Origin of the sequence: Streptomyces sp. NPDC097640, from assembly GCF_040302705.1 — a bacterium.
Classification (GTDB): Bacteria; Actinomycetota; Actinomycetes; order Streptomycetales; family Streptomycetaceae; genus Streptomyces.
Map to the genome: position 1 here is coordinate 1 of NZ_JBEOSB010000063.1, position 9,606 is coordinate 9,606.

Consider the following 9,606-nt stretch of genomic DNA (forward strand, 5'->3'; position numbering starts at 1 on the left):
GCTGTCCCCTTGACCACGCCACCCAGGAAATGGCTCGCGTCCAGGTTCAGCCCTTCCAGCCCGTCGCCCAGCTGCTTGGCGTAGGACGGCTTCTTGGGCGCGGCGTCCCGCGCTCCCTCCACCGCTGCCTTCGCCACCCCATGCGCCTCATCCCGCTGCCGCCGCGCCTCCGCCAACAAGTCCTGCGCGGCCTTCACCTCAGCCGCACCCGGGTCGTGGAAGGCACCCGGCTTGTCCGGCAGGCTCGACGGATCCCGCTTGTCCGCAGGCAGGCCGTTGTACGTGTCCACTGCCTTGTTGTAAGCGGTCACCTTGCCGTTGTGCGCCGAGCGGGCGTCGTCGGAGGCCTTCTTGGCCTTCTTGTAGCGGCGGATCGCCTCCTCCGCCTGGCCCTGCGCCCACTCCACCGTCCCCGCGAACCGCTCCAGCGCCCCCGACGCCTTCTCACACGCATCCGCCGCCGCGAACCACTTCTTCGGCTCGACCGACACACTCTCCCGGAACGCGTCCGCCGCCTTCCCCTTCAGCGACTGCGAACCCAGCCCCCGCAGGCCCTTGCCCACGTTGTTGAACGCGGTCTTGAAGTCGGTGAGATGACTCGCGGTCGACCGCAGCTTGGAAGGGCTGCCGTGGATCAGCTTCTTGGCATCCTCACTCTCGCCCAGTTGCATCTCATCGACGGCCGCGCCCAGCGCGTTCGCCGCCGAATCGGACTTGTCCCGGACCCAGTCGGCACCGCTCTGCCAGCCGACGTCATCCAGCCGGTCCGCCGTCCAGTCTCCCGCGTCGTCGATCGCCCCGCCGACATCCTCAACCCGGTCATCGACCCAGTCCTCGACGCCATCCGGTATGAAGTCACCAATCCCCACGCGTCCTCACCCCCGTACCGCGACCCCACCGTATTCCGGATGAGCGTACCGACCCTGCTCAGCAAGCTCTCCGCCCTATCCGGTTCGAGACTCCTGGTTCTCAGATGATCGATCGGCAAGCGACCCAGTGCACTCGGCCCATATTCGGCAGCAGCAGTCGGGAGAGACGGGTCTCTGCGGCCACGGTCCTCCCGGAGATCAGGCTCTTCCCGGAGGGGGTCCCCAGACCAGTGGGTGGGTACAGCGAATAGTCCGGCATCTGCTGGCCCGCCTTGATGACCTTTGGGGGGACGGTGTTGCCGTTTGCAATCACATGCATTTCGGACGCATAGATCACCTCGCCATGCGGGTGGTATACGGCGACCTCTGTGCCTTCGGGGACCGTGACCATGCTGGTGTCGCCCGCTCGGATGGCGCCATGGCCGAAGAACACCGTTTCCCCGTCCGGACGGCCGTTCACGTGCCAGAACGATGCTGACTGGCCCACATCGTCGGCGTAAAAGTCGATACCTTCGTAATCGTCGTAGGGGGAGAGCCCCAGCGGGTCGATGAAGAGGTGGGGGTTGGGGACGTAGGTGACCGGGTTGGGGGCGGGGGTGAGGCCGAGGGGGTCGGGGGTGAGGTAGCGGGCGGTGGTGGGGTCGTAGTAGCGGTGGTGGTTGTAGTGGAGGCCGCTTTCGGGGTCGTGGTACTGGCCCGGGAAGCGCAGTGGGGTGTGGGTCTGCCCCGTACGTTCTTCTGACGTGGTGCCCCAGAGGGTGGTGCGGGTTTGCCAGGCGATGTCGCCGGTTTCGTCGATGAGTTCGGTGGGGGTGCCGACGAGGTCGGTGACGATGGCGAAGAACCGGCGGTCGATTTCGCGGTGGCTGGTGGCGTCGGTGGTGCGTTGGGTCTGGGTCAGGGGGCGGAAGCCGTCGTGTTCCCACGTCAGTGTCACCGGGTGGGGCAGGCCCGGTGTCGTGGTGGTCTGTTCGACGAGGGTGGTGCCGTCCCAGGTGAAGTCGGTCTGTTCGAGGACCGTTTCGCCGTCGTCGGCGAGACGTTGTTTGGCGGTGCGGCGGCCGAGGGGGTCGTAGAGGTAGCGCCAGATCGTGCCGTCGGGGGTGGTGAGGGTGGTGAGGTGGTTCTCGGTGTCCCAGGTGTAGTGCCAGGTGTCGGGCTTCTTCGACAGGCGGGTCTTCTGGCGGAGGGTGAGGCGGCCGGCGGCGTCGTGTTCGTAGCGGACGCGTCCGGCGCGGGTGATGCGCGTGCCGGTGTAGGCGCGGGCGCCGGTGGTGGCCGGGTGATCGGTGGGCCAGGTGGCGTGGGTCTGGTTGCCCGCCTCGTCGTAGGCGTAGGTCTCGGTCCAGCCTTCAGCTCGGACGGTGGTGACCCGGCCGGCGTCGTCCAGGTCGAAGGCACGGGGGCCGAGAAACTGGTCGTCGATGGCGGTGAGGTGGCCGTCGGGGCGGTAGGTGTAGGCGCGGTGTTGGAGGGTTGCGTCTTCCGGGCCGGTCAGGGTCTGGTCGGACAGCCGTCCGGCCGGGGCCCAGATTTGCGCGAGGGTGGCAGTAGGCCCAAGTTGGCGGGTGGTTTCCCGGCCTAGCGCGTCATACGTGAAGTCGAGGGTGTGGCCGCAGGTGGTCAGCGTGGTGCGGCGGCCCGCTGCGTCGTACGAGAACGTGGACTTCGCCCCGGACGGAGTGGTGCGGCGGGCCGGGCGGCCGAGCGCGTCGTAGCTGCGGGTGAGGACCCGGTCGCCGACGACTTCCGCTATGGCCCGGCCCATCCGGTCCCGCCGGTACGTCAGGGCCATATCCGGGCCGACGGCTTCCGTCAGCCGCCCGGCGGGGTCGTAGGTGAAGGTGGTGACCTGGCCCTCGACGTCTTTGCGGGCCACCTGGCCGCTGTCGTCGTATGCGAGGCGGACGGTCTGGCCCAGAGGGTTGGTCCGGGAGATCAGCTGGCCTGCCGCGTTGTATTCGTATGTGAGGGTGCGGCCGTCGAAGTCCGTCTCGCTGAGCGTGCGGCCCGTCGGGTCGTAGGTGTAGGTCCAGGTCAGGCCCTGGGGGTTGGTGACCTGGGTCAGGCGCAGCTGGGTGTCGTGGGTGAATTCGTGGCGGACGCCGTCGGGGGTGGTCTGGGCCGTCAGCAGGTCGAAGTGGGTGTACTCGTAGGTGGTCAGGCCGCCGCCCGCGTCTGTGTGGGCGGTGATGTTGCCCTCGCCGTCGTAGGTCCAGGTCTGCTCGGTGCCGTCCGGGGCGGTGTGGCGGGCCAGCTTGCCCTCCACAGTCCACTCCATCCAGGTAGTGACGCCGAGGGGATCGGTGATGGAGGTGGGGCGGCCGAAGGCGTCACGGTGGTAGGTGGTGGCAGCGCCCAGCGGGCCGGTGATCTCGACGGGGAGTCCGGCCGGGTCGGAGCGGATGTGGGTGGTGTCGCCGAGTGCGTTGGTGACCGTTGCCAGGTGGCCGTGGTCGTCGTAGGTGTAGTGGGTGGTGTGGCCCAACGGGTCGGTTGCCGTCGTGCGGTTGCCCCGTTCGTCGTACGCGTAGTGCCAGGTGGCGCCGTCCGCGTGGGTGACCTTCACGGGGAGGTTCAGGGCGTTGTAGGAGGCGGTGCGCCGGTGTCCGTCGGGGGTGGTGACGGAGGTCGGCCGGCCGTCCGTGTCGTAGGTGTAGGCGGTGGTCCGGCCCAGGGCGTCGGTGCGGGACAGGATCCGGCCGTGGCAGTCGCGATGGGTGCGGGTGGTGTGGCCGAGCGGGTTCGTCACGGCGATGACCTGGCACCGGTCGTTCACCAGATAACGCGTCGTGTCGCCCTCGGCCGTGGTCACCGTGGTGACCCGGTGACCGGTCCGCTCATCGACCGGGCCGTAATCGATGTGCAGGGAGATATGGCCCTCGGTGCCGCCCTCGGCGATGCAGCGGTCCCGGTTGTCGTAGACGTAGTCGTAGCGGCGGTCGTTGGTGTCTACCCAGGCGATCACCCGGCGCTCGGCGTCGTACTCGAAGCGCAGCGGCAGACCGGAGGAGTTGGTGATCTCGGTGAGGTTGCCGTCCGTGTACGCGTAGCGGATGAGCTGCTGGTCGGCGCCCGCCAGGTGCAGGGCGGTGATGCGGCCCTCTTCGGTGGTGATGTTGAGGTGGTAGCCCCCGCTGTGGACAATCCCGGTCGGGGCGCCCTGCGCGTCGTATTCGAAGGTCAGGCGGTCGCTGTTGCGGTCGCTGATCTCCGCCAGGAGGGCCTCGCCGTCACCCCCGCCTTCCGGGCCGGTGAACCACAACGTACGCCCGGTGTCCGGATCGATGAGCGTGTAATCGCCTTCTGCCGTGCGCTCAAGCGGCCACCTCGGGCCCAGTTCGGGCAGCGTCGGTACGCCCGGTGCCGGGTGCGGGTACGACAGCAGCAGCCCGTCCTCGGAGACGAAGACCACGCCCCGCGCGCCGATCTCCAGCCGCTGGTCTGCGGTGCTCGACCACGACGGGCCGAACCATCGCCCTGCCCGGTACCCCGACTCCACCCTGCGCACGAACACCAGCGGCAGCGCCCCCGGCAGCACCACATCCCGCTGCGGCAGATACATCCGCCCCGACGCCAGGTCCACCGGGTCCGTGCCCCCGGCGGTCCGCGCCCCGTCGGGCGTGGCGTGGGGCGCCGGGCCGTCCTTGGCCAGCGTCTGCAACCCCGACCGCTCAGCCCGCGCGACGGTCGCGGGCAGCCGCTCCGCAGCGGTGACCGCCGCCTTCGCGCCCCCCGCGCCCTTGGTGCCGATCAACTCCGGCACCAAACGGCCAAGGCCCTCGGACGGGTCCTTCTGGAAGGCGTCCCACATGCCCTTGAGCGCCTTACGGGGATCATTGGCCATCCGCAGCAGACCGGCGGCCGTGTTGTTCAGGTTCGTCGCGTACTCGGCGGGATGGGTGATGTTGTAAGGCTCCAGCGGGTTCACCTGCCGGGCGAAGTTGAGCAGGCCCGCCGTGCCCTTGACCACACCACCCAGGAAATGGCTCGCGTCCAGGTTCAGCCCGTGAAGCCCGTCGCCCAGCTGCTTGGCGTACGACGGCTTCTTCGGCGCGGCATCCCGCGCGCCCTCCACCGCTGCCTTCGCCACCCCATGCGCCTCATCCCGCTGCCGCCGCGCCTCCTGCAAGATGTCCTGCGCGGCCTTGATGTCAGCGGCACCCGGATCCTGGAACGCACCCGGCTTGTCCGGAAGACTCGACGCGTCCCGCTTGTCCGCAGGCAGCGCGTTGTACGCGTCCACCGCGTCGTTGTACGCGGACACCTTGTTGTTGTGCGCCGAGCGGGCGTCGTCCGAGGCCTTCTTGCCCTTCTTGTAGCGGCGGATCGCCTCCTCGGCCTGGCCCTGCGCCCACTCCACCGTCCCCGCGAACCGCTCCAGCGCCCCCGATGCCTTCTCACACGCGTCCGCCGCCGCGAACCACTTCTTCGGCTCGACCGACACACTCTCCCGGAACGCGTCCGCCGCCTTCCCTTTCAGCGACTGCGAACCCAGCCCCCGCAGCCCCTTGCCCACATTGTTGAACGCGGTCTTGAAGTCGGTGAGATGGCCGACCGTTGAGCGTAGCTTCGACGGGCTGCCGTGGATCAGCTTCTTGGCATCCTCACTCTCGCCCAGTTGCATCTCATCGACGGCCGCGCCCAGCGCGTTCGCCGCCGAATCGGACTTGTCCCGGACCCAGTCGGCACCGCTCTGCCAGCCGACGTCATCCAGCCGGTCCGCCGTCCAGTCTCCCGCGTCGTCGATCGCCCCGCCGACATCCTCAACCCGGTCATCGACCCAGTCCTCGATGCCGTCCGGTATGAAGTCACCGATCCCCACGCGCAGTTACCCCCGTAACACAACCCACGGTATTCCGGATGAGCGTACCGACCCTGCTCAGCAAGGGTTCCGCCCCGTCCGGTTTCACGGATCCGCCGGAGGGATCAGCCGAGGTCAGCATTGTTGCGCGTGGCGATTCGGGGCTGCGCAACAACGCGAAGCCGCGCCAGACTCGAAGTGAGCCAAGGCCGGGCCGTCAGCCGTTGGGGCGGTCCGCGCCATCGGGTACGGGGGAGGGACGAGTAGTGATCGAGACGTTGTTCCGGGGCGATGAACTGCCCGCGACGGACCGGTTCGAGTGTTGGCGCGATCTGGCGTTCCAGAGCCATTCGCCCCATGAGATGCGTACGGAGCACAGGGCCGACTTCCGGGGCACGTTACGAGTGCTGGACCTCGGCATCGTTCAGGTGTCCCTGTTCACCTGTCCGCCGCTGGACTCGGACCGGACCCCGGCGCTGATCCGGCGGTCCGACCCCGAGATCTACCACCTCTCGACGCCGCTGTGCGGGCGCATGGGGGTCGTCGAGGACGATCGGGAGATCCTGGTCGGGCGGGGCGATCTGGTGCTGGTGAACAGCTCGCGGCCCTATCGGGGCCGTCTGGACGCCGAGGACGGCACGGTCTCGGCCGCAGAGATGATCATCCCGCGGGTGCTGCTGCCGCTGCCCCAGGGTCTCGGCGACCGGCAGGTCGCGATGAGGTTGCCGGGGCGAGCGGGGATCGGGGCGCTGCTCGCCCAGTTCCTCACCGGCCTGCTCAACGACCCCACGCCCTACGGGCCTTCGGACGCCGCGCGGTTGGGGGCCGTCGCGCTCGATCTGGCCAACGCCCTGATCGCGCACCGGTTCGAAGCCGATGTGCCGCCCGAGACCTTCCAGCACTCCCTGGCCACGCGTGTCCGCGGCTATATCCAGCAGCACCTGGCCGACCCGGAGCTGACGCCCGGGCGGATCGCCGCGTCCCAGCACATCTCCGTCCGCTCCCTGCACCGCGTCTTCCGCCGCGAGAACACCACGGTCTCCGCCTACATCCGCCACCAACGGCTGGAACAGGCCCGCCGAGACCTGGCCGATCCGGGGCTGAGCAGGCGGCCCATCCACGCCATCGCCGTCCGCTGGGGATTTCGGCGGCCGGCCGACTTCACCCGCGCCTTCCGTATCGCCTACGGCATGCCGCCCAAGGACTTCCGGCACCTGGCCCTGCGCGGCGACCTGATTGGCGTTCAGCGCTAAGCGGGTGGCGCTCAGTGCTAAGGACACGTCCGCACCGCCTCGGCAGACTCGTCGAGCAGGGACGGGGAAAGGTAACACCATTACTTTGCAATCGCTTGTGCGCTCACCGCGGCAGATGACCTCCTCCGCGGTCGTTCGTGACCGGCCCGGGCACCGGACCGAATGGGAGCTGGGGCCGGTGCGGGTGACCGTGCTGCGCTTTCCGGCGCTTTCCGTATCGGCCCCGTCGCACACCGACCGGCCCGACCGGCCCGACCGGCCCGACCGGAGCGGCGGTCCGCGGATGTGGCGGCTGATCCTGGTGTCCGAGGGGCCGCTGACGCTGGGCCGGGGGTTCGACGCGACCCGGCTGGACCCCGGCCAACTGGTGCTGTGGGACCCATGGGAGCCGTTCGACGCGGCGGCCGCCGACCGGGCCCGCCCGCCCCGGGCGATGGTTCTGCATCTGCCGGGGAGCGCGCTGTCGCTGCCGCACCTGGCGCTGCGCGGTGTGGCGGCGCGGCCGGTGTCCTCGGAGACGGGCCCGGCGGCGCTCCTCGCGCGGTTCCTGGAAGGGCTTGCGGGACCTGCCGCGGCGATCGAGTTTCCGCAGGCCGCCTGGCTTGGGCGCGCCGCTGTCGACCTCGCGGTGGCGTTCCTGAGCAGCGTGGCCGAGCGGCGCGACGATGCGGGGCCACTGCCACGGCAGGCAGCGCTCCTCGGGGAGATCAAGTCGTATATCGACCGCAATCTCGGCGATCCGGACCTGTCGCCTACGGCGATCGCCACGGCGCATCACATCTCGGTCCGCTATCTGCACCATCTGTTCCGGCAGGACGAGCGGACGGTCGGCGGATTCGTCCGCGAGCGGCGGCTGGAGCGCTGCCGGGCCGATCTGACGGACCCCTGCCTCGCGGGGCAGAGCATGGCCGCGATCCGGGCGCAGTGGGGTTTCCAGGACGCGGCGGTGTTCAACCGGGCCTTCAAGAAGGAGTACGGGATCACGCCCGGCGAGTACCGCAGGCGTGAGGGTGTGCCCGTGGGGGGCCGATAGCGGTCGCGAGCGGGTGCTTCGGCTGAGCCGGCGGGGGACCGCCGGCTCAGCCGTGCCGCTTCTGCGGCACTTCCGCCGCGCTTCCGCTCAGGCGCGGAGCGCCGGCCAGGTGTCCTCTCCCACTTTGCCGTCGTCATGAAGGTTGTGATCCCGCTGAAAGGCTATGACCGCTGCCTTCGTGTCGGGGCCGAACTGCCCGTCGACGCCGTGGGGTCCGATGTCGTACCTCCGGGCCTTGAGGATGCACTGCACCTGGCGGACGGGATTTCCGTTGCTGCCCTGCATGGTGAGCGCGGTGCCGGAGTAGTAGTGGCAGGACTTCCACGGCTTCGGCGACGAGGTCTTGGGCGGAGGCTGTGACTGCTTGGGCGTATCAGCGGTGGGCGTGATGATCTTGGTTATGACCTTGGTCGGCTGCTTCTGGTTGGCAGGGGGCCGGCTCTCCTCGGATCCGCCACCGCCACCGCCACCGCCACCACCTCCTCCTCCATCTCCGCCCCCCGATGCATTCGCGGGGTCGGACGTCGTCCCCGGCGACGGCTTCGCCGAGTGCTTCGCCGCGGGAGACTTCGAGGCTGGCGGGTGCTGAGCGGACTGCGAGACCGTCGCGGCGGCGCCCTTCTGTCCGTCGTCCGAGGACCCCATCCCCGGCACGACGAAGGCCACCACCCCGACGGCCACGGCGACGACCGCCACGGCCGCGGCCAGGGCCAGGCCGCGGCGTCGCTTGGGCTCCGCCGGCCGCAGCGTGCGCTCCGGGGCGCCGCGGCGAAGGATCGTCAGCTGGTTCATGGGCGACACCGCGGCGGCGTGCCCGGTCCACTCGGTGCGTGAGCCGATCAGCTCCGCGAGCGGCGCGGGCCACTCCTGGGCCGGGGCGTGCCGCCGCGCCGCGTCGACGACCTCCTGCGGGTTCGGCCGTCCCTCCACGCTCTTGTCCAGACACCGGCCGACCAGCTCCGCCAGGGCCGGATCGCACTCCACCACCTTGGCGAGCACGTCCTCGCTCGGCGGCGAGTAGACCACGCGGTGGATGACATCGGCGGTGGATCCCTCGCCGAACGGCGTTCTGCCGGTCGCGGCGTGCGCCAGGACCGAGCCGAGCGAGAAGACGTCCGAAGCGGTGCTCGCCGCGCGGCCGTCGGCCTGCTCGGGCGACATGAACGCGGGGGTGCCCACGTGCTGGCCGGTCATGGTGAGCACGCTGGCGTCGGTGGTGTGGGCCACCCCGAAGTCGATCACCCGCGCCCCGTCCGCGCCCAGCAGGACGTTGGACGGCTTGAGGTCGCGGTGCACGATGCCGGCGGAGGCGATCGTGGCGAGCGCCTCCCCGATCTCAGCCGCCAGCCGCCAGACGACCGGGGCGGGCATCGGGCCGAAGCGGCGCACCGCGTCGTCGAGGCTCGGCCCCGGGACGTACGTGGTGGCCATCCACAGCCGCTCCTCCTCGTCGAAGCCCGAATTGAGCAGCCCCGCGGTGTACTTCCCGTGGACCCGCCGTACGACCTCGACCTCGCGCTCGAACCGGCGCCGGAACTTCGGGTCCTCGGCGTGGGCGGTGGAGGCGACCGAGTTCTTGCTGAAGTCGGCGCGCACGTACCGGGCGAGGGTCGCGGGGAAGGAGATCTTGACCGTGTTGCCGTTGCC

General features: G+C 69.9%; 5 protein-coding genes. 2 read left to right on the top strand and 3 right to left on the bottom strand.

All coding sequences use genetic code 11. The features are described from left to right. Together ABTY62_RS47145 and ABTY62_RS47150 are read right to left on the bottom strand one after the other, a co-directional pair. The coding region (locus ABTY62_RS47145; protein WP_352135570.1) for a putative T7SS-secreted protein at window positions 1-869 on the bottom strand (869 nt) is incomplete at its 3' end. A gap of 100 nt (window positions 870-969) precedes the next feature. After that, a complete protein-coding gene (locus ABTY62_RS47150; RefSeq protein ID WP_352135571.1) occupies window positions 970-5,694 on the bottom strand; it encodes a putative T7SS-secreted protein in 4,725 nt (1,574 codons plus the stop codon). Window positions 5,695-5,939: 245 nt separating this feature from the next. Here ABTY62_RS47150 and ABTY62_RS47155 point away from each other — a divergent pair, with 245 nt between their 5' ends. Then, window positions 5,940-6,926: an AraC-like ligand-binding domain-containing protein gene (locus ABTY62_RS47155; protein ID WP_352135572.1), complete on the top strand. Its 987-nt coding sequence runs from the start codon at window positions 5,940-5,942 to the stop codon at window positions 6,924-6,926. Window positions 6,927-7,041: 115 nt separating this feature from the next. Then, on the top strand, window positions 7,042-7,959 hold the full coding sequence (locus ABTY62_RS47160) for a helix-turn-helix domain-containing protein (protein WP_352135573.1): 918 nt from the start codon (window positions 7,042-7,044) through the stop codon (window positions 7,957-7,959). An 87-nt stretch (window positions 7,960-8,046) separates the two neighbouring features. On the opposite strand, the gene ABTY62_RS47165 is transcribed toward ABTY62_RS47160, so the two are convergent. Then, window positions 8,047-9,606, bottom strand: a 1,560-nt coding sequence (locus ABTY62_RS47165) for a protein kinase domain-containing protein (protein WP_352135574.1), incomplete at its 5' end; no start/stop codon positions are given.

What these genes read in the sequence shown, in the direction of transcription:
- ABTY62_RS47160 (WP_352135573.1), top strand. Translation starts at nt 7,042, where the DNA reads ATGACCTCCTCCGCGGTCGTTCGTGACCGGCCCGGGCACCGGACCGAA.